The organism is Vibrio lentus, from assembly GCF_030409755.1.
Classification (GTDB): Bacteria; Pseudomonadota; Gammaproteobacteria; order Enterobacterales; family Vibrionaceae; genus Vibrio; species Vibrio lentus.
On sequence record NZ_JAUFQE010000001.1, the window covers coordinates 661,954 to 681,175 of the forward strand.

Consider the following 19,222-nt stretch of genomic DNA (forward strand, 5'->3'; position numbering starts at 1 on the left):
TTAAACCCTCGCAAATGAATAAGATGTACTTACAAGCCGAAAAACCTCTCCGTTGGCGATCCCAATCAAATTAGTTGGGATTTCATAACAAAGAGACACCTGATACATAGGTAATCTGCGGCCTCGTGATGTGATAGGAAGTATTTCTATCGCTTTTTCTTTGGTGATATCGCTCATGTCTGGAAAGTCACATCCGTGTATGCTCCCTTTGGTCAGAGTCTTTTGAACCCTTCTGTAATTCACTTTCCCTCCAGATAAAGCCGTTTCTTCAAGTCTTATCTCGTCGATACGCATCCCAAATTTGGTTTTATCAAAGTTTGGAATCATTCGTTTCATCGAAGCAGAAGCAATCACAAACGCGTTGTGTTCTGTTTTTCGACAGTCACCCACACAAATATCCATATTGGCATTAAACAATTGTTTTCGTTCAGCAAAGATGGTGGTCAATGAATAAGAAGCTCTGTCGAGTTGACCCTTTTTATTGATGGCTAGCATATGGTTCACGACAACAACAAAGATCCCTGACGCAAAGACCAAAACCATCGCCAACTCAACAGCAAATGCGCCTTTTTGTTTAACTTGCACAACCCGCTCCCTGACCAATTTTGAATGAACATCTTTCATATTCTTGAATAGTGATAATTTCACGCTTGATAGGCATATCTGGGAACCATATCGATACAATCGGATCATAAGTGTATTCCAAAGCGTAAACAGCCAATGCCATGTCTTCCGGTTCATCTTTCTTATCTGGGCATTTATCAGCGGAAGCGTAAGTATCCGTGCATTTCAAAAATCCCTCGTAGTCTCGAAAATAGTTAACATGAATAACTACACTCCCCTCTTTGACTACGTTGCTCCACAAAGATCCGCCCGCTTTGTCCAACTCGTCTTTGATCATTTGGCCGTAGTTAATAGAGTTACTACTGCTCGAGTCGCCCGCTTTTTTTGTTCGCATCACCGCTGTCGTTAATGCGTGATCAGTCATGCTCATTGAGAAGGTCAAAATACAGATTTCAACCCACCCAAAGACAATAGCCAGAAAGATCGGAATACCCATGGCAACTTCAACCGTTAACGACCCCTTTTGCTTTCGTTTAAACGATTTCATAGTCGGACATACCTTTTCTTGGTGTAATCAACAACGAATGCTCCCTTAATATCGATACTGTTTAAGAACGCTTTCGCTTCATCTAAGTCATTAAAATCACCAATGCAATAACGCTTCCACAATCCATGTGTATACGAATAAACAGAGCCATAATTTGTTTTTAAGTAATTCAAGAAATCCGAAGGAATCGCCGTATACGTCGCTAACACTTGTACTCGATAAATAGGTTTTGCACCGGGTTTAAGTTTTCTTGGGTCAAGCACCGAGCCATCGACACTGTGTCTAGAAGCTTGAAACTCCCCGGTCGTATCCAATTTACTGACTCGCGATGTCGGTGCTACAAAGCCACCTGAATTAACTTGAGAACCAATAAGCTGTTGTTCCATTTCTATCGTTGACTGTGTCACGGCCTTCTTCCCTTTGCTTTTAGATATTGACCTCATTAATGCAGATAGCTGCTTGTGAGCCTGCTCATCACTATTCGAATGTTTTAGAACTTCCAATGCGATATCCGGTCGCTGAGATTTAACCGAAGATAGAATCAAGTTAGAACTCACTCTCTGGTCGTTTGGATTTGACAGGTAAAGGTCATATAAAATATCCGTCGCACCTAAATAATCAGACTGCATTATTTTTACAACGGCGATATTGTTTCCGGCTTCTCTGTCTGAGGCTCCTTGCTTTCGACTTTCCTCAAAATGCTCAATAGCTTCGGTAAATCGCTTTTGTTGCGCTAATATTTTTCCGGTTAAAAGTTGATATTCATATTCTGCTCCACCTTCATCCCGATAATTTTTTAGCTCTTCTAGTGCGTACTCAAAGTTTTTTTTCTGATAGTAAATTCGAGCATTAGTTAGAATGAATTCCGGATCATCAAGGTCACTTTCACTATAGGTGCTTCGATATAATTCAGCCGATTTGATATCTTTAAGATCTAGATACAAATTAACAAGCTTTACTTTATATACCGAGTCAGATTGGATATTCGCCTTATAAAACTCTATAAGCTTTTGTGAATCACCCGATCCAATAAGCAATTGTTCTTTGGTATCAAGTTGATTATTAACCGTTGTACAGCCAGAGATTAAAACCAACATGATTACGGTTAATATATATTTTCTTATCACATCAACATCCTCAAAATACCAGGGGCAGCAATTAGCACAACAATAGGAACCATGATAAAAGCGATAAGCGGGATTGACATTTTTGCCCCCATTTTTCCAATCCGTTCTTCTAAATCCATCATGTTTAGCTCTCGAATATCAGTAGCTAAGGTCGATAATACGGGACCAACAGATGAACCAAATTGGAGGCTCTGCACCATGGTCATCACGAAACTTTGTGACTCACTGGTTGGTACGAGTTCGTAAAATTCTTCCAATGCCTTTTCAAGACCCACCAGGCGCGAACGTTCGACTGTCACTCTCACAACATGAGCAAGGTTACTGTCTACTGAGTAAAGTTCTTTCGCCAAGTACTCTAGGCTAGACTCAATAGTCATGCCGGTATGGACACAAACATTCATAAGATCGAGTAAAAAAGGTAACCTTGAACTGATGTGCTTTATATTGGCTTTGCCTCGAGCAGACACATAGGAATCCGGCGCGATGACAAACGCTAATAAGGCCCCCAATAAATACAGCAAAGAAAATATTACTTCGGTTTTACCGTTAAAGAAGTCAAGACCAATTAATACTAGGCAGATACTAAAAGGTATTATTTTCAATAAATAGTAAGCATCAGCAAGGAAGTCATTGTAAAAACCAGCTGCGACTAACTTCCGTTTAGTTTCATGCTTATTGAAACTAAGTCGAGACAAAATAGCCTTAAATAAATCCGTTCGTTTCTTTTCTTCGCGTGTTGAACCAATTATTTTTCGAGTTTCTATATTTGCTCTCGTGTTATCCCAAAAACGCAAGCAATACGTTGCTAGAACCATAGAGATAATAAATATGACACTCCAAACAATGGCGGTTTCAAAGTCCATCAATTGACACCTCGCAAAATCAGCCAGATACAAAAGAAACCTAATAATTCGCTCACTAGAACGTAATAAAAAATAGGTTGTCCCGCTTCCTCAAACATAACAAAGCTGTAGTTCTCAGGGCTTGTAAACTTCAAGATGATAAGAAAAATTACGGGCAAACAGGCGATAATTTTGGCAGAAGCTCGCGCTTCTGAGGTCAATGCATTTTTCTTTTTCTCAACAGCTCGAGAATCAAACATTAGTCGATTAATTTTATTGATCACATCTTTAAGCTGACCACCCCGAGCTAGGTTGATTCTTATCGTTGAAGCGAAAAAGAAATACTCTAAATAAGGAAAAGTATTGCTGCTACGCTCAAGAACATCATCAGGGTCTTCACCAATAAGTAATCGCTCAGCCATAAGCTTGAACTCTTTGCCCACATCATTATCAAGCTGCTTACCCACGTACTCGAACGCATGAATGATGCTTTGACCAGAAGAAATAGCGCCGCTCAAAATGTTCAAAGCGTCTGGGAAGTTAGTTTTGAAACGATCCATCTGTCTTTGCTTTAACTTTGTGTAAAAAACAAAGAACAAGATCGGCTCAGCAAGCAGTAAGCAAACGAAATAATCCTGACGCAAGAAAAACTCATTGATCGCATAAACTGCCGATGCTGTCACAGACACAAATAGGATTAACTTCAAAGACATATTAGGTTGAAAGACTTTGATAGTCTTCTTGTAACTTTTCCTCAACCGGGCTTTGTAACTCTCTTCAAACTGTTGTGAATCAATAACAGAGCGAACACCTTTAACCCCTTCAAATTCAGCTTCCATCTCAATTAAGCTGCTCAATTTTTTGTTTTGACGAGAACGATGGATAAGGAAGTAAAGTAGCAAAGCGCTCCATGAAACAATCAGTATTAAGGTCATGTAAATATCTCCTTTACTGCTTGTTCTAAACCAAAGAATTTTGCACGTTCATAAATCACAGAACGAGTCGATAAACCGGGTGTTCTAAACTCACCTTCCATCTTTCCATCTTTGAAATTTGAAGTTGCTTCATAACGAAAAATGTCTTCCATCACCACGCTATCCCCTTCCATCCCGATAATTTCAGAAATGTACATCACCTTACGACTGCCATCGTGGAGGCGCTTTACTTGAACGATAAGGTCTACTGCACTAACGATGGTTCTTCGTATTGCTGATATTGGCAGACTGGCTGTTGCCATCATCACCATGCTCTCAGTACGAGCAATGGCATCACGAGGTGTGTTAGCGTGCAATGTTGACATAGATCCGTCATGGCCAGTATTCATGGCTTGAAGCATCTCAAAGGCTTCACCACCACGACACTCACCCACAATGATTCTGTCGGGACGCATACGAAGGGCATTAATCACAAGGTCACGCGCGGTGATCTCTCCCGTCCCTTCAACGCTGGCTTGTCGAGTTTCAAGCCTTACGATGTGAGGTTTTTGAAGCTGTAGCTCAGCAGCATCTTCAATGGTAACAATACGTTCAGTTTCACCAATGAACCCAGATAACGCATTCAACAATGTCGTCTTACCTGAACCCGTACCACCAGAGATCAATATGTTGCACTTGCAGTGACTGGCTATAGACAACAGCTTTGCCATTTCCACAGACATGGCACCAAACTCAGCTAGATTCTCAAGCCTAATTTTTTGTTCTTTGAACTTACGAATAGAGATAGATGTACCATCTATTGCAAGCGGTGGAATTACAATATTGACACGACTACCATCCATCAAACGAGCATCACAAAGAGGTTTCGATTCATCAATGCGACGACCTACATTCGAAGCGATTCGTTTAGCGATGGTGTTCAGTTGCTTCTCATTAACAAATTGAATGGGTGACTGTTCAACTTTGCCATTGATTTCAATGAAAATATCGGAAGGTCCATTGATCATGATATCCGATATGTCATCGTTATCGACTAAAGCCTGCAACGGCCCAAGGCCTTTTAACTCATCGAGCAATGCTTTAACTAGGTCAACGCGCTTAAGAGAACTGACTTGCAATTGCTTTTTGTCGATCAATATATTGACTGAATCTTTAAGCTGTTCTTCTAGCTCTTGATTACTGATTTCAACAAGCGTCGCGGCGTCCAAAGCATCGAAGATTTCATCTCGAAGCTGGATGTAAATTTCTTTTAATTGATTCATTTTCTAAACAAACTGAAACGTGATTTGGTTTTAATTTTCTTGCCTGTTAACGTGGCAACCATACTCAGAACGGCAGTCGAGGACTTAGATTTAAGCAGCTCATTGATACCCTGCTGCACCACTATTTTTTCAAGTGACGGCTCATACATAAAATCAATGCTATCTTTGGCTTTGATCCTCTCTTTCGCACTCGCGAGTGTCACCATGAAGTCTTTCGCTGGTCTATTCAGGTTAAAAATAATCTGGTGTTCAGATTTACCGATCTTCTTCTTCAACGAGTTATATGAACGCAATGAAGAGACCGAAGGTTCGCAAACAATGAAGATACGGTGATACTTATCCGATAACTCCTGATCATGCATCTCTTCGTAACAAGACAGCGGCGCTGAGTCGATAATAAAGTTATATTGATCAATAAGTTGACTCGAAAGGTTGTACAGCGTCGATGCATGATCAGAGAGGCAGGCAACATTCTTCTCTAGAACCAAATAATCAAGTTTCTCTTTAACGCCATGCACATAGGTTTTCGCTATCGCACTGTCAATGTCGATCTGATTTAAATCGATACTATTGTGTTTGGCTTTCAAGCCTTTTACACCAATATAAATGTCGCTGTTTAGCGCTCCTGAATCATGATCCACCAAGAGTGTCTTTAGGTTTGCTTGCTCTGCTAAGGAATGTGCTAAAACAGAACTTACGCAAGATACTCCAATGCCGCCTTTGGTTCCCAACACTAATATACGTTTAGCTACTCGCGTTTTTTTAACGGTGCTTTCTCCTTCTTGCGTCGCTTTCAATGCCGCGAGTAACGCATCAAGTTCAAAGTCCCACAAGACATAAGTAGCACCTAGAGAGTGCACTTGGTTACGCAGTTTTATAGAGTCGACATCGCAGAGAACAAGCAAAGAGATGTTCACATCTAAGCGAATCGAAATCTCAGACACTTGCTCAATAACGTTGGATGCGCTGCGAAGATCAAGTACAACATGATTCAGCTTGATGTTTGACTGATTCCAAACACCATCTAAATCAATATCAGTCACTTCAAGTGGTTTAGGAAAGCCTTCAATCGCGTATAGATCATTAATCGATTCAGTTAAGGCGCTATCGTCTGAAACAATGAGATCGGTAGCCTCAACTGTCGACTTCATTTTCGAAGACGAATTACGAAACAAGATATCCAAGTCCATAGCTATTTCGCCTTCTTAATTGGATTGACCAAGCTAATATTACGATTGTGTTCGACACTACAGCCAAATTGATAATCTTCCCTTTTAGAGAACACCATCACGCCACAGTCACTGCTTTTAATTCGGACATATCGACCTATGATTAGGATGTTTTTTTCTTGGTCATGATCGGCAAGCTCAACTTTATATCTGTCTTTCGAGATGGACTCTGACTTAAATCGATCGCTTAACTTCGCGACAAACTCACTCGCATTAGGCTTATATCTAACTAAAAACGTCGCCTTTGGTTCTCTTACGTTGAGATCTCGAATAAAAGCCACAGAAAGAGGCATCGAATCTTCATCAGTCGTCATGTCAAATTCAAAGCGTTCCTCTAATTGTTCAATAACACTAGAGTTACTGGTATCAAGATGAGTGCAAGCAGAAGTGAAAAAAGCTATTAAAGTAATAACGATCCATCTCATTAGTTGAACCCTCCTTGATTAATCGTGTCTTCCAACTCAGGTTCATCGAGATCTGAGAGGTCTATTCTTAGCAATCGTTCGAGATCACTGGTACGTCTAAAACTTGGCAACTTAACTTGTTCTTGCTCGACGGGATCAACGAGATTGACAGTCGCAACAATGATCAGCTCTGTTTTAGAGCGGTTCGTGGAAGTGTGGCTAAATAGAGCCCCTAGGATTGGGATGTCCCCCAGAATTGGAATCTTGGTTAACGATTCACGCTCTTCAGACGTAAGTAGCCCCGCCAGAACAAAGCTTTGCCCGTCTTTTAAATGAACCGTAGTTTGAGCTCGTCGAGTTCTTAAAGAAGGCACAGAAATTAGACCTGTCGTAGTTTTGTTCGATTCATCAATAGAACTGACTTCAGGGATCAAGGTTAAACGGATATTTTCCGTATCAGTAACCTTTGCAACCATGGCCAACTTAACGCCGTATTCTTTATAAGAAATGGTAATCCCGTCTTCATCTCTAACAGCGATTGGTATCTCGCCCCCAGCTAGGAAGCTAGCCTGCTCACCCGAAATAACAGAAAGGTTGGGTTCGGCCAATACACGCCCGATTTTGTCATCACCACTTGCGGAGATAACAGAAACAATATCTTGAGCCGTAAAATCAAGGAGCTTATTAACAAAAGTACCCGGCTCTCCACTGTCGCTGTATGTCACACCCAACTCGGTCAGAAAAGAACTCGAAACTTCTGCAACCGTCAGCTTTACATTTATCTGTTCAGTAGTGAGAACTTTGAGATTATTAATGACTTGGTCGTAGTAATATTGAGTGGTGAACTCCAGTTCGTCTAAAACCTCTCCACCAGCATCTTTCAATTCGTATGTCTTACGTCGGCGTTCTTTCTTCAGCATTTCACCAACCAGTCGATGAATCTTTTTCTTAATCTCTTCGCTACCGACAATACCGTCTAATACCACTTGGTCACCGACATTGGAAACCACAACGCTTTCATCAGGAAATCGAGCAATGAGCGTTTGCTTAAGAAGTCTTAAGCTTTGATTGACAACCAATTCCGCATTGTAAATTTCATTTCCGCCACGATCATAAACAATCACTGAGGTAGTACCCTGGCCAACGCCGTAAACCACAACCTTGTTTTCATCGATAATTTTGTAGTCCGCTATTTCTTGATTCGCCACAAATACCGTTGATATCTGTCGCTTCAAATTAATGGTTTTCGCGGCACCTTGATCCAAGTTCATTAATTCTGATGCGAGTAATGGACAAGAAAGAATCCCGCACAATAGCAAGGCTATATTTTTCTTCTTTAAAGTCATGTTATTCCTTACCACGTAATTCTCTGACACCGAACTGAGTTTCTAAAAGGTCACTACTGCGGATAGATAAATAGCGATTCTCGATTTCAGATGGAATAATATTCACATCACCGATTTTTTGAGCCATTTCGAGTTTCAAAACGCTCCGCATATTTAATGCAATAACTAAACTGTATTTTTTGTCTTCGGCATCTTCTGAATCAGTATCTTCACTGCTCCCTTTTATTACCTGTAAAACTCGCGCTCCACTGATAATCACTCGACTAACGAGGTCCCCGATATCTCCATAGCCATTCTCAACGAGGTTTGATTTTGAAGAAGTTGTAGAAACGAAGCTCACTTTATCACCAGGGGTAAGGGTTGCGGTCTGTACTACTCCAATACCGGTTACTTCATAAAAATAAGGTAATTCACCGTCATTTAGTGACAGGTACATATAATCTCGATCTCCAGGGTTAGAGATCATATCTTGTGTTAAGTAAGTTCCTTCAGAGATGTCTTCTTTAAATAGAGCACCAGGTTCAACAATAAGGTCATCTTCTAACGTATAGTAGTAACCATCTAAGTCAGATATATGAACAAATTTCTTGTCATAAAATTTAGGAGCCAACGGTTGAGAACGTTTAATCGCTTTCTGAGTGACTAAAATGCTGACCTTAGGTTCTTCTTTCTGCTGAACTTCCTGTGGAGCTTCATCAGATGACATATAGTTCATATTGATATAAATCAATGTAGAGAAAATAGAAAAAGCGACAAGAAGGAGAATGATAATTCTGTTCATATTAAGCCTAAAACAGGGGCAAAAGCCCCTTTATATATTATTCTTAGTGGCTGATTATTTGCCTGTAGTAGCTGTAGTCAAATTGGTGGTTACTTTAGTTAATGCACCAGTGATAGCATTTTTAAGCGCATCAGTTTGAAATGCCGCTAATACTAGAGCCGACATTACAACAGCAATAATTGCATATTCCACAGCGGTAACACCGCGTACATCATCTTCGAACTTCATTTTTAGTTCAGCTAGTTTTGCTAGAGTTTTGTAATACATAATAATCCTATAAAAAGTATATTGACCATTGGTCTAATTGAAATTGCGAGTAAAATTTACCCGATACAAAAACATACATCCAATTAATAGTTATTATGATCGCATAACATAAACTTATTTCACTCTCATAAATGTTTTTTATGAGCTTATAATAATTAACAATATGGTTTGTATTGATATAGATAACTATTACCTATACCCTATATTTATGAATATAGATTTATTATTTTATACCACTTTAATTTTTGTAAACTTTTTAATATTAGTATGCGTGTGTTTTTTCGATGGGAAGCAGAGAAAGATACCAAACAATCTCAGTAAGACTGCTTTAATATTTAGTATTTTCGTCGCGTTGCATAATGGTCACTTGATGTCATCTTTACCCATTGCAGTTCTCTGCTTCGTGGTGTTTTTGATACTTTGGTATCTGAGAGTGATTGGTGCTGGAGATGTAAAGTTACTTTGCGCCTTAATCATTGGTATACAACCCGAACTAGTTACAGCAACATTGATTTTTATAGGTTTTCTAGGAGGATTTTTGGTTTCCGCTATGTACATAGTAGGAAAGATAAAAGGGTTACCTAGCTTTGCAAAAGGCATTCCTTACGGAATACCTATTGCTTTAAGTTGTTTTATTTTTAGCACAGTATCAATATTATCAAACTAATCACATAACATTATGATTCAATACAGGTGTCGAAATATCACTTATTTGAAATAGCTGTTGAATCTTATCTTTAATTCCTAATGTCTCTAATTCTTGTGAAATCTCATCGCTACACCAAACATACATGTTCACTTTTTGACGTAATGGTATTGTTTTACAATTATTATTACATATTGACCACTCAGGAAAAATTAGAATAGTACCGTTGGTTTCCAGTTCATTTTTTAAGAACTGACATGAGCTTGTTTTTACCCAGCTTGATACATGTGAAGAATCAATATTATAGTCATTAAGCAACTCTTGAACATAAGATTTAGGTAAAGAACTACAATAAACAACTCTCTGAGGGTAACACTCGTGCGGGTCAAGTGAATTAGAATGTGCGATAACATAATTCACAGTTTTTAACTGATAGGATTTTCCATTATCCTGTGAAATTCTATCCATCGTGAATATTAAGTCGTAGCGAGACGAATCCAATAGAGAAGACTTAGTAAAACTGTTTATGGACAAGTCTATATTATTCAACATTCGAAACTCATTGATTACACGTTCAACCATCTCGAAGCAAAAAGATTCAGCAATCGCTATATTGAATTGATCTCGTAACTCAACTTTTTCTAGATCTTCAAACAGCCTTTCGTACATAGACATTGTTTGATCTGCGTAATCGAGTAATACTTTTCCGTGTTTAGTGAGTAAAAACCCTTCCTTTCGATCAAAAATACTCGCCCCGATCGTATTCTCGATTTTTTTAATATGTTGAGAAACCGCAGGCTGTGTCATAAATAAAGACTCAGCTGCAACTGTAAAACTTTTGTGTTTAGCAACGTGTGAAAATGTTCTTAAATATTTGACGTCTATAGACCTGTTGACGTTTTTCATGGTGCAAACTACCCCGATGTTGCGTTATTTTATTAATTATTCTTATTAAAAATCAGCGTAAAAGTAACAATAGTGTCATTCAGATACAAAAAAACATTATTTATATAGTCATAAATAATGTTTATATCCATCTAAATAAAAAATAATTTTTCTGCACCAACAACTGATTCACAAATCCTTATGTGCTTTTACAAACAACATATTCCACTTGTCCTTTGTGTACCAGAGTCCTGACACAACACACTCCTAGAGCAAATGACAATCAACACAATTATAACCAAAACCTATGCACTCACCACCTTAATGATAGGTAAAATCTTTGAAATTTATGTAAATAATCGACATTTATAAGGCTAAAGTTCAAAAGTTGCCCAAACTAAGCATTATTCATTTTTGTGATCTAGATTGCACGCAAGTGAAACTACACGCCTATAAATGTATATCTTGATTCATAAATGCGACAAATTGTTTCATTTTCTGGAGCAGAATTTAGAACCGGACAAAAAAAGAGCTAACCAATATAGCTCTTTTTTGTCATTTTATTCTATCGCTGTGCTCTCAATCGGAAGAGTAAACACAGAATTAAAAGAATAGGCAATGAGGAACCTCCCCCTGACGAATCGTTTTGAGTTATAGGAACCGAGGATTCATTTGAAACATTCGGTAGAACTTCTATATCGAATGAACCAATCCATTCATCACCACTGGCCGATAGAGCCCTATATTTAATAGTGTCATATAGAGCCAACTTACGTTGGGTCGGTGCGTTATAAATGATCTTACTATCGACAATTTTTGCAATACCATTATGTGGAGATTCCAATATATATAATGTGTGAACATCTCCTTTAATATTAGGAACCAAATCGATTTCATCTCCATATTTTACTTGCAGAGATTTAGTACCCAAGAGTGATGCTTGCTTTCTTCGAACATCAACCACTACAGACTGCTTTGTATACCCTCCTGACGAGTCCTTCACCAGAATAGAAAGTTTGTATTGCTCACCTTCCAAAGCATCACTAGGTATCGTCACTTTAAGAGTTTTAGATTGTGCGCCACCTAACGACAGTCTTGGTCCTTGTACTTGAGACCACGTGATTTGATGCTCCGAAGAATCGACATCGATAATATTAGTTACTGTGAATATTACGGTTTCACCAGGCTCAGACTTTGCGTCTAGCCGATCTAGAGTGAACTTCGGAGCATCATTCACTGGATTTATTTCAACGTCCACATAAGCAAAGTCCGTCTTATCCCCAAGTCGACCTACCAAACGGTATGTAAAATTGTCACGGCCAAACTGTTCAGAAAATGGAAAGTAAGTGCCATCTTTTATCGCCCCTTTAGTCGGCTTCTGCCCTAGTTCTACAACATAATTATTGGGCTTCGGTAAATTGATATCATTCGCCAACAGATCGAGCATAAAAGGGATGTCTTCATCGGTCGATATCCTATCGTCGACAACAATAGGTTTGTTTTGTGTCGGCAGTTCAAAAAGTACTGCAAAAGGGAAATTCTGGCCAAACCCACGGCTCAAACCTCGAGTTTTGTAATCAGAGATGGTTCCCGAAAACTGTCTTTTTCTTTGTCCGTCTCCTAAGTACGCATCTAAAAACTGTGTTGAGTATTCAGGAGTACCATTTTCGATCTCTAGGACAATTAACTTAGAGCCCAAGCCAAGTTTAATTTTCTCATCAAAAATGATTTGTCCACCACCTTGCTGAGCGATACCTCGCTGTAACAATCGAGCAGCCTTTTCATCAATAACAGCATTGCCGAATCTTGATTGATATGGATATTCCACCAAACGATAGAACATAGGCATCGCGACGCTCGTTGCTTTCGCATAAAAATGAATCCCCGCAATGTCTTGTTTGCCTTTAACCACATCAATGGAGAAGCCTAAAACGTTGGTATTTGAATTGTAGCGCGGATAAGTCCTTCCAAAAGAGGTTACCCAAGACGATTTATTGTTTGAGTTAGGCACTAATAAAGAGAAACTCGCTTTGGTATAGTCACTGACAATATTGGTTATTGAGATATCCGTCTTTCTTCCTGCCGTAATCGTCGTTAAGGAAGGTTCGGACTCATCAGAAAGATTAGTAACCGATTCTCTACCAGGGAAAACATCACCATTGTCTCCAGATGAAAAGCCGCTCTCAAGTAAGCCCTCTCCATCGGCTTGGAAAACTTGTACTTGCATGGGACCCAAACTGTTGAATTGGTTATCTATATTCACTGCTGTTATTAACAAGCCCTCTCCACGAAGCGCTTGGTCGTAATTGTTTTTGCGCCTATTTTCAACGTAAGCGCGAGGGCCAAATTGCTTGAGGTAAGGATCGAGGTGAATAACGCTTTCGCCCTTGATTGTGTTTATGTCAACACTGCCGTTATTAGAGAGTACTTTCGGCTTTAAAAAACCTGATGCCTCTTTGCTCCACGCCAACATGTTAACGGGAGTTTCGCCAGCGTACTGATCACTGGGTTTGCTCCCCCAGCTACCACCTCCCATTAGTCCCCAATGCCCAATGGAACCGTCATGCTTGTAAGAATATAGATCCGGCAGCCCTAACATCAGGTGTCCAAGCTCGTGAGCAATAACACCCATGGTTGATTGGTGGTCATCTTGATAATCTGCGAATAGGCAGTACGCGCTAATACGCTTCCCGTCTATCTCAACATTCCGGTGAGCAAACTTGTGCGGCCAAATAGTGGGGGTTTTACGAGTACCACTAGATTTGTCATTGCCCGCAAACACAAACATAACGGACAGTTCTTGTGGAGAGATACTATCGTCATTGTTGTAGTCGTATTGAGAGAGATTAAAGTCAACATCTAACGCTTCATACGCCTTGGTGAACACATTATTAAGTTTACTTTGGCAATTACTTTCAGACTTAGAGTGACAATTTGGATGTTCTAAATCCAACGTAACATTAATAACGCCATCATTTTTTGTTCCTTCGCTTTCTTTGGCCGGAACAACTTTATAATTCCCATAACTATTTTTAAGAAAATAATCTTGAACACTTTGTTGGTTTTCACCAAATATCGTCGATTGAAAGTCATTTTCTACCTGTTCGTTTGAAAAACTAACTTGTACTACCAACAAAGCTTGCTCAGTGATTCTTTTTTTCGAAGGACTTTTTAGAAGTGAGCGTTGATTTTCTATTGGGGTAAATCTTTTAAGGTTTGCAGCCGGTGAGTCAAAAGATTCATTGATATGTATTGGATCGATTTTCAGATTTTTTATGTTTGATTCTATTGGCACTTCAGCTTCACTCGAAGCTAGCACTCCAGTAGAAACAACTTTGCCTGTACCATCATCATTTGTTTCGTATTTGGCAAAATACCATTGGTTATCAGTGTTCTGAACGTATATGTAACCATCATGGTCTTGATACCAAAACATATGCTGGGAGCCCATTAATCGCAGTTCTTTTGTACTGCCATCAATAAAGGTCATCGTGTGCCAGGTCGGCGCAGGTAAAGTAGTCGCTTGTACAGAGTAAACAGCAATGAGCGCTGTAATAAATGTACAAATTAATGTTGTCCTCATTAGGGTAATCTCGTTAGTCGAATTTCTCAGAAAGAGATAATTCATTTATTAAATGAAACGAGACCTTATCAATGAGGCATTATATTAACCAATTAAATTTCTAACTAAACCTATAAGTAATATTTATAATATTAAAAATATAAACATTACTTATAGTCGCATAAATTTATTATAAAAATAAAAGATAGGTAATAGATAACTATATCTTTTATTCGATTAATTTTTAATTAATCCGTGTACCTATTTAAATAATAGATCTTTCCCCAAAAAACTATTGAGATGCTTGTTTCATCTGCTCATCCAAGTTAAGTACCGTCAAAGCATTACTTACACTAGTCGCAATCACGTCTACCACGCCAGTTCTTAGCGCGCCTAATAGAGCTAATGGCTTACTGTTCTCGGCGGCGATAGCAATTACCTCAGCGATGGGGCGGAACTCTTCCAGGCCTAAGCCGATGACTCGGTCACTCATTACTGTGTTTGCCGCTTTACCGTGCACGTCGAAAAAGTCATAGCCAGCAAAGTCACCCACTACGCCTTGTAGTAAACGAGATTGAACGACCTCTCCCGCCGTAAACCAACCTAGGTCGACCATATAGCTGTTTTCACTCATGTCACCAATACCCACTAATGCAACATCGGCCTTGCGGGCAAGATCGAGTGTCTGCTTAACAGTACTGTTTTCCATGAATGCGGTTTTTTGTGCTTTGTTCTCAGCATAAGCGGGCGCGTATAAGGTTTCTGATGAACCGCCGTACTTCTTAGCTAACTGTCTACATATATGGTCGGCGTTAAACATACCGCCTCTTGGGTGAATGCCGCCAATACCACATACGAATTTACAGTCACGTGGAGTGATCACTCCAGTATGGTGAGCAACCGACGATACGTTTCGACCTTGGCCGACCGTCACTACCATGCCGTTTTTTAAGGTACTCGTTAGATAGTTCGACACCAAGCCCGCAACCTGTAAACGCTGCTTATCTTCATTTGGCTGATCAAGAGCGACTAATGCACGCTTCACACCAAACCTTTCGATGAGACGCTGTTCAATTTTGGCACTGAAGACAGGGTGGTATTTCACGGTAATCTCAACAATCCCTTCATCGCGGGCTTGTTTGAGCATTCGACCAACCTTTGCACGAGAGATAGAGAACTTTTTGGAGATCTCTTCTTGAGTCGCACCATCTTGATAGTAGGCAACGGCGACTTCGGTTAGGAGATCAGTGTTTTCTTCGGAAACATCTTGGATATTGTTACTCATATACCACTCAACCAATATTTAACAATTATTTTACCTGCTGTACTTCCTAATATAGGAGAGCTCAGTAAGTGATACACAAGCTTACACCCTGAGCATATGTAAGAACAAGGAACATTTGCTCAGCATCATAACCATAGTTTTGCTGTTGATAAATTCACCTCACTTTGTTCGTTAAACGTTTGCTTGCATAGCCCATGATTACTAGAGCGAAATATATTTGACTGAAGTCACCATACAGCACTATTTACCGTTGACTTTGGGGCTAGATCGGATAAATATGGCTACATCATTTACTCATCGAGCGATCAAATGTTCTGTGCAAATGTTCGTTCGGAGAAAAATTTAAATTAATGTAAGTTTGACTCACTGGTACAACCATGAGGAACTTCATTAGTTCGCTTGCAAATGCCCACACCTCTCCCATTAAAGGGGTGTTCTGCGATACATAGGATGATCAAAATGAGCAATAAATTAGAGCAACTTCGTAAACTAACAACTGTTGTAGCTGACACTGGCGATATCGAAGCTATCAGCAAGTACACTCCTGAAGATGCAACAACTAACCCATCTCTAATTCTTAAAGCCGCTCAAATTGCTGAGTACGCACCTCTAATCGATGCTTCTATCGAATACGCTAAAGCTCAAAGTGGCGACAAAGCACAACAAGTTCAAGACACTTGTGACATGCTTAACGTGAACATCGGTAAAGAAATCCTTAATGTTGTACCTGGCCGCATCTCTACTGAAGTAGATGCTCGTCTTTCTTACGACATGGAAGGCAGCGTTGCTAAAGCTCGTCAACTTATCAAAATGTACAACGACGCTGGCATCACTAACGACCGCATCCTTATCAAACTGGCTTCTACTTGGGAAGGCATCCGTGCTGCTGAAATCCTAGAGAAAGAAGGCATCAACTGTAACCTAACGCTTCTATTCTCTTTCGCTCAAGCTCGTGCTTGTGCTGAAGCTGGCGTATTCCTAATCTCTCCTTTCGTTGGTCGCATCATGGACTGGTACAAAGCGAAAGAAGGTCGCGATTTCGAAGCTTCAGAAGATCCAGGCGTAATCTCTGTTTCAGACATCTACAACTACTACAAAGAGCACGGCTACAAGACTGTTGTTATGGGCGCAAGCTTCCGTAACATCGGCGAGATCCTTGAACTTGCTGGCTGTGACCGTCTAACTATCGCTCCTCAACTTCTAGCAGACCTAGAAGCAGCTGAAGGCGAAGTAGTAGAGAAGCTAATTGACTCTAACGGTACTAAAGAGCGTCCTGCTGCAATGACTCACGCTGAGTTCCTATGGGATCACAACCAAGACCCAATGGCTGTAGAGAAGCTAGCTGAAGGCATCCGCAACTTCGCAGTTGACCAAGGCAAACTAGAAGACATGATCGCAGCTAAGCTGTAATCACTCTTACCAATTTCAAATAGGGGAACGTTCAGTTCCCCTACTTTTATCAATTTGTTTATCTTAATTTTTATTCGGAAGTTTCTATGAACCGCAAACATCTAGCTAACGCAATTCGTGCTCTAAGCATGGACGGCGTACAACAAGCAAACTCTGGTCACCCAGGCGCACCTATGGGTATGGCTGACATCGCTGAAGTACTTTGGCGTTCTCACCTGAACCATAACCCATCAAACCCAGAGTGGGCTGACCGCGACCGTTTTATCCTGTCTAACGGCCACGGCTCAATGCTGATCTACTCTCTGCTTCACCTAGCAGGTTACGAGCTTTCAATTGAAGATCTTAAGAACTTCCGTCAACTGCACTCTAAGACTCCAGGTCACCCAGAGTACGGCTACGCACCAGGTATCGAGACGACTACAGGTCCTCTAGGTCAAGGCATCACCAACGCTGTTGGTATGGCGATGGCTGAGAAAGCACTTGCGGCACAGTTCAACAAAGAAGGCCACGACATCGTAGACCACTACACTTATGCATTCATGGGTGATGGCTGTCTGATGGAAGGTATCTCTCACGAAGCATGTTCTCTAGCGGGTACGCTAGGTCTTGGTAAGCTGGTTGCTTTCTGGGATGACAACGGCATCTCTATCGATGGCGAAGTTGAAGGTTGGTTCTCTGACGATACACCTAAGCGTTTTGAAGCTTACGGCTGGCACGTAATCCCAGCAGTTGATGGTCACGATGCTGACGCTATCAACGCGGCTATCGAAGCAGCTAAAGCGGATCCTCGTCCGACTCTAATCTGTACTAAAACAGTAATCGGCTTTGGTTCTCCAAACAAAGCAGGTACGCACGACTGTCACGGTGCTCCATTAGGCGCTGACGAAATCGCAGCAACTCGTAAGCAACTAGGTTGGGAGCACGGTCCTTTTGAAATTCCGTCGGAAGTTTACTCAGAGTGGGATGCGAAAGAAGCAGGCGCAGCTAAGGAAGCAGCGTGGAACGAGAAACTTGCAGCTTATGAAGCAGCATACCCTGAGCTGGCAGCTGAATTCAAACGCCGCGTAAACGGTGATCTTCCTGCTGAATGGGAAGAGAAAGCATCGGCAATCATCGCTGATCTTCAAGCTAACCCAGCAAACATCGCATCACGTAAAGCATCTCAAAATGCTCTAGAAGCGTTCGGTGCTATGCTACCTGAATTCATGGGCGGCTCTGCTGACCTTGCGCCTTCTAACCTGACTATGTGGTCTGGCTCTAAGTCTCTTGAAGCAAATGACTTCTCTGGTAACTACATCCACTACGGTGTACGTGAATTCGGTATGACGGCTATCATGAACGGTATCGCTCTGCACGGTGGTTTCGTACCATACGGCGCAACATTCCTAATGTTCATGGAATACGCGCGTAACGCAATGCGTATGGCTGCTCTGATGAAAACTCAGAACATCCAAGTTTACACGCACGATTCTATCGGCCTAGGCGAAGATGGTCCTACTCACCAACCGGTTGAGCAGATCGCTTCTCTACGTCTAACTCCAAACATGAGCACATGGCGCCCATGTGACCAAGTTGAGTCTGCTGTTGCTTGGAAACTGGCAATCGAACGTAAAGATGGTCCTTCTGCGCTTATCTTCTCTCGTCAAAATCTTGCACAACAAGATCGTGACGCTGAGCAAGTGGCAAACATCGCTAAGGGTGGTTACATCCTGAAAGATTGTGAAGGCAAACCAGAGCTTATCCTTATCGCTACAGGCTCTGAAGTTGAGCTAGCGGTTAGCGCTGCTGCTGAACTAACAGCTGAAGGCAAGAAAGTACGCGTAGTATCTATGCCTGCAACTGACGCATTCGACAAGCAAGATGCTGAATACCGTGAGTCTGTACTTCCATCTGACGTTACAGCACGTATCGCAGTAGAAGCTGGCATCGCTGACTTCTGGTACAAGTACGTTGGTTTCGGTGGCAAGATCATCGGCATGACAACGTTCGGCGAATCTGCACCAGCAGGCGAGCTATTCAAGATGTTCGGTTTCACTACTGAAAACGTAGTAAACACAGCAAAAGAGCTTCTAGCTTAATCTTGATTAAATTGTCCCGCCCTTAAATGGGTGATGCATACTGAAAGCCCCG

Annotated in this window: 17 protein-coding genes; 3 read left to right on the forward strand and 14 right to left on the reverse strand. The window is 40.9% G+C overall.

Annotated features, from left to right (window positions below; translation table 11 throughout):
- The 11 genes from tadF to QWZ07_RS02735 are packed head-to-tail and all read right to left on the reverse strand — an operon-like array spanning nucleotide 1 to nucleotide 9,304.
- A complete protein-coding gene (gene tadF / locus QWZ07_RS02685; protein WP_192852846.1) occupies nucleotides 1-585 on the reverse strand; it encodes a tight adherence pilus pseudopilin TadF in 585 nt (194 codons plus the stop codon).
- Nucleotides 575-1,111: a TadE/TadG family type IV pilus assembly protein gene (locus QWZ07_RS02690; protein ID WP_017077520.1), complete on the reverse strand. Its 537-nt coding sequence runs from the start codon at nucleotides 1,109-1,111 to the stop codon at nucleotides 575-577. The genes tadF and QWZ07_RS02690 overlap by 11 nt, the downstream gene beginning before the upstream one ends.
- A complete protein-coding gene (locus tag QWZ07_RS02695; protein WP_081276277.1) occupies nucleotides 1,108-2,238 on the reverse strand; it encodes a tetratricopeptide repeat protein in 1,131 nt (376 codons plus the stop codon). Before QWZ07_RS02695 ends, QWZ07_RS02690 begins: the two co-directional genes overlap by 4 nt.
- On the reverse strand, nucleotides 2,235-3,101 hold the full coding sequence (locus QWZ07_RS02700; protein ID WP_192852845.1) for a type II secretion system F family protein: 867 nt from the start codon (nucleotides 3,099-3,101) through the stop codon (nucleotides 2,235-2,237). The genes QWZ07_RS02695 and QWZ07_RS02700 overlap by 4 nt, the downstream gene beginning before the upstream one ends.
- Complete coding sequence (locus tag QWZ07_RS02705) at nucleotides 3,101-4,015, reverse strand: type II secretion system F family protein (protein ID WP_065104643.1); 915 nt, start codon at nucleotides 4,013-4,015, stop codon at nucleotides 3,101-3,103. The genes QWZ07_RS02700 and QWZ07_RS02705 overlap by 1 nt, the downstream gene beginning before the upstream one ends.
- Entirely contained in the window at nucleotides 4,012-5,277 is a 1,266-nt protein-coding gene (locus QWZ07_RS02710) for a TadA family conjugal transfer-associated ATPase (RefSeq protein ID WP_009845561.1), read from the reverse strand. Before QWZ07_RS02710 ends, QWZ07_RS02705 begins: the two co-directional genes overlap by 4 nt.
- Nucleotides 5,274-6,467, reverse strand: a complete 1,194-nt coding sequence (locus QWZ07_RS02715; protein WP_192852844.1) for a CpaE/TadZ family protein — start codon at nucleotides 6,465-6,467, stop codon at nucleotides 5,274-5,276. The genes QWZ07_RS02710 and QWZ07_RS02715 overlap by 4 nt, the downstream gene beginning before the upstream one ends.
- A gap of 2 nt (nucleotides 6,468-6,469) precedes the next feature.
- Nucleotides 6,470-6,931: an ATPase gene (locus QWZ07_RS02720; RefSeq protein WP_192852843.1), complete on the reverse strand. Its 462-nt coding sequence runs from the start codon at nucleotides 6,929-6,931 to the stop codon at nucleotides 6,470-6,472.
- A complete protein-coding gene (locus QWZ07_RS02725) occupies nucleotides 6,931-8,256 on the reverse strand; it encodes a type II and III secretion system protein family protein (RefSeq protein ID WP_192852842.1) in 1,326 nt (441 codons plus the stop codon). Before QWZ07_RS02725 ends, QWZ07_RS02720 begins: the two co-directional genes overlap by 1 nt.
- Before the next feature lies 1 nt (nucleotide 8,257).
- Nucleotides 8,258-9,037 carry a pilus assembly protein CpaB gene (locus QWZ07_RS02730; RefSeq protein WP_102308504.1) on the reverse strand — a complete coding sequence of 260 codons (780 nt, stop codon included), beginning with the start codon at nucleotides 9,035-9,037 and terminating at the stop codon, nucleotides 8,258-8,260.
- Between the two features lie 54 nt (nucleotides 9,038-9,091).
- On the reverse strand, nucleotides 9,092-9,304 hold the full coding sequence (locus QWZ07_RS02735; protein ID WP_065104638.1) for a Flp family type IVb pilin: 213 nt from the start codon (nucleotides 9,302-9,304) through the stop codon (nucleotides 9,092-9,094).
- A gap of 208 nt (nucleotides 9,305-9,512) precedes the next feature.
- On the opposite strand from QWZ07_RS02735, the gene QWZ07_RS02740 reads away from it, so the two are divergent.
- Nucleotides 9,513-9,971 carry an A24 family peptidase gene (locus QWZ07_RS02740; RefSeq protein ID WP_192852841.1) on the forward strand — a complete coding sequence of 153 codons (459 nt, stop codon included), beginning with the start codon at nucleotides 9,513-9,515 and terminating at the stop codon, nucleotides 9,969-9,971.
- On the opposite strand, the gene QWZ07_RS02745 is transcribed toward QWZ07_RS02740, so the two are convergent.
- From QWZ07_RS02745 to QWZ07_RS02755, 3 genes are all read right to left on the reverse strand, one after another.
- Nucleotides 9,972-10,856 carry a LysR family transcriptional regulator gene (locus QWZ07_RS02745; RefSeq protein ID WP_102328320.1) on the reverse strand — a complete coding sequence of 295 codons (885 nt, stop codon included), beginning with the start codon at nucleotides 10,854-10,856 and terminating at the stop codon, nucleotides 9,972-9,974.
- Nucleotides 10,857-11,400: 544 nt separating this feature from the next.
- Nucleotides 11,401-14,418 (reverse strand): M6 family metalloprotease domain-containing protein, encoded by a 3,018-nt coding sequence (locus tag QWZ07_RS02750; RefSeq protein ID WP_192852840.1) that lies wholly within the window; start codon nucleotides 14,416-14,418, stop codon nucleotides 11,401-11,403.
- A gap of 271 nt (nucleotides 14,419-14,689) precedes the next feature.
- The gene (locus tag QWZ07_RS02755) at nucleotides 14,690-15,682 is read right to left on the reverse strand and encodes a sugar-binding transcriptional regulator (protein WP_017111821.1); all 993 of its coding nucleotides are present in this window, start codon (nucleotides 15,680-15,682) and stop codon (nucleotides 14,690-14,692) included.
- Nucleotides 15,683-16,141: 459 nt separating this feature from the next.
- On the opposite strand from QWZ07_RS02755, the gene tal reads away from it, so the two are divergent.
- Nucleotides 16,142-17,092, forward strand: coding sequence for a transaldolase (tal, locus tag QWZ07_RS02760; RefSeq protein WP_029223051.1), 951 nt, complete (start codon nucleotides 16,142-16,144; stop codon nucleotides 17,090-17,092).
- Between the two features lie 86 nt (nucleotides 17,093-17,178).
- The gene (gene tkt / locus QWZ07_RS02765) at nucleotides 17,179-19,170 is read left to right on the forward strand and encodes a transketolase (protein WP_065111331.1); all 1,992 of its coding nucleotides are present in this window, start codon (nucleotides 17,179-17,181) and stop codon (nucleotides 19,168-19,170) included.
- Nucleotides 19,171-19,222: the final 52 nt, after the last annotated feature.

Excerpts from the sequence above, each read along its gene's own strand:
- QWZ07_RS02755 (WP_017111821.1), bottom strand. The coding sequence starts at position 15,682 with ATGAGTAACAATATCCAAGATGTTTCCGAAGAAAACACTGATCTCCTA.
- QWZ07_RS02720 (WP_192852843.1), bottom strand. The coding sequence starts at position 6,931 with ATGAGATGGATCGTTATTACTTTAATAGCTTTTTTCACTTCTGCTTGC.
- QWZ07_RS02730 (WP_102308504.1), bottom strand. The coding sequence starts at position 9,037 with ATGAACAGAATTATCATTCTCCTTCTTGTCGCTTTTTCTATTTTCTCT.
- QWZ07_RS02715 (WP_192852844.1), bottom strand. The coding sequence starts at position 6,467 with ATGGACTTGGATATCTTGTTTCGTAATTCGTCTTCGAAAATGAAGTCG.
- QWZ07_RS02710 (WP_009845561.1), bottom strand. The coding sequence starts at position 5,277 with ATGAATCAATTAAAAGAAATTTACATCCAGCTTCGAGATGAAATCTTC.
- tal (WP_029223051.1), top strand. The coding sequence starts at position 16,142 with ATGAGCAATAAATTAGAGCAACTTCGTAAACTAACAACTGTTGTAGCT.
- tkt (WP_065111331.1), top strand. The coding sequence starts at position 17,179 with ATGAACCGCAAACATCTAGCTAACGCAATTCGTGCTCTAAGCATGGAC.
- QWZ07_RS02740 (WP_192852841.1), top strand. The coding sequence starts at position 9,513 with ATGAATATAGATTTATTATTTTATACCACTTTAATTTTTGTAAACTTT.
- QWZ07_RS02735 (WP_065104638.1), bottom strand. The coding sequence starts at position 9,304 with ATGTATTACAAAACTCTAGCAAAACTAGCTGAACTAAAAATGAAGTTC.
- QWZ07_RS02750 (WP_192852840.1), bottom strand. The coding sequence starts at position 14,418 with ATGAGGACAACATTAATTTGTACATTTATTACAGCGCTCATTGCTGTT.
- QWZ07_RS02705 (WP_065104643.1), bottom strand. The coding sequence starts at position 4,015 with ATGACCTTAATACTGATTGTTTCATGGAGCGCTTTGCTACTTTACTTC.
- QWZ07_RS02690 (WP_017077520.1), bottom strand. The coding sequence starts at position 1,111 with ATGAAATCGTTTAAACGAAAGCAAAAGGGGTCGTTAACGGTTGAAGTT.
- QWZ07_RS02700 (WP_192852845.1), bottom strand. The coding sequence starts at position 3,101 with ATGGACTTTGAAACCGCCATTGTTTGGAGTGTCATATTTATTATCTCT.
- QWZ07_RS02725 (WP_192852842.1), bottom strand. The coding sequence starts at position 8,256 with ATGACTTTAAAGAAGAAAAATATAGCCTTGCTATTGTGCGGGATTCTT.
- QWZ07_RS02745 (WP_102328320.1), bottom strand. The coding sequence starts at position 10,856 with ATGAAAAACGTCAACAGGTCTATAGACGTCAAATATTTAAGAACATTT.